The sequence below is a fragment of the Enterobacter sp. R-1.6.2 genome, assembly GCF_035064085.1.
GTDB lineage: Bacteria > Pseudomonadota > Gammaproteobacteria > Enterobacterales > Enterobacteriaceae > Enterobacter > Enterobacter asburiae_B.
The window spans coordinates 1-751 of the sequence record NZ_JASEYI010000113.1 but is presented as its reverse complement, the minus strand read 5'-3'; the positions used below and the strand labels follow the sequence as shown (position 1 = coordinate 751).

The window sequence follows — 751 nt, the reverse complement described above, 5'->3', positions numbered from 1 at the left end:
GAAACCGTAAACACCGGCGTTGACATGCCGGGGAAGCCCTTATAGTACAAAAATTTCCGATCTCCAAACTGACCCCTGGAAGGGCGCCCTGGACACTGACCGGGTATTTTTATCCCGGCGCGGCAACGGATTGTCCCGCCAGCAGGCCTATCGCATTGTGCGTGAGGCCGGCGAAAAGGCCGGCATGACCATAGAAATAAATCCGAAGATGCTCAGGCACGCTTGTGGTTTCGGACTGGCAGAGCGGGGCGCGGGTACCTGTCTGATTCAGGACTTTCTTGGCCACCGTAACGCTCGGCATACAAAAAAATACACTGAAAGTGATGACAGTCCTTTTATCGACTTGTGGCAGGATACCTGGGGGGGAAGTGACGATAAAACAAAGGGTTGTAACGAGAGTGTGGACGGGGAAGAACCGTGTGAAAAAGGTAACAGTTGGGGCCAAACTGACACCTAGTGAAATAACGTACTGTACGATTTTTCTATTTGTATTAAATTTCAATTGGTTAGATTGACATTACACGGATGTCATGGTTAGAAAACAGGGAGTTCTGGCTGAATCCTGGGAGCGAAAAAGTGATAGAGCAGGAAAATGAGATATCAGATTTAAAGGACAGGAGTAACGTAAAAAGTCTTACTTTATATTACAAAACAAAGTGTTAGTGACCGGAGTGGGCACTGTTGCAAATAGTCGGTGGTGATAAACTTATCATCCCCTTTTGCTGATGGAGCTGCACATGAACCCATTCAA

Annotated in this window: 1 pseudogene; it reads left to right on the top strand. The window is 47.3% G+C overall.

What is annotated here, in order from left to right:
- Positions 1–76 precede the first annotated feature (76 nt).
- Positions 77–457, top strand: a pseudogene (locus tag QMN93_RS26045) (tyrosine-type recombinase/integrase); the annotation flags it as partial.
- Positions 458–751: the final 294 nt, after the last annotated feature.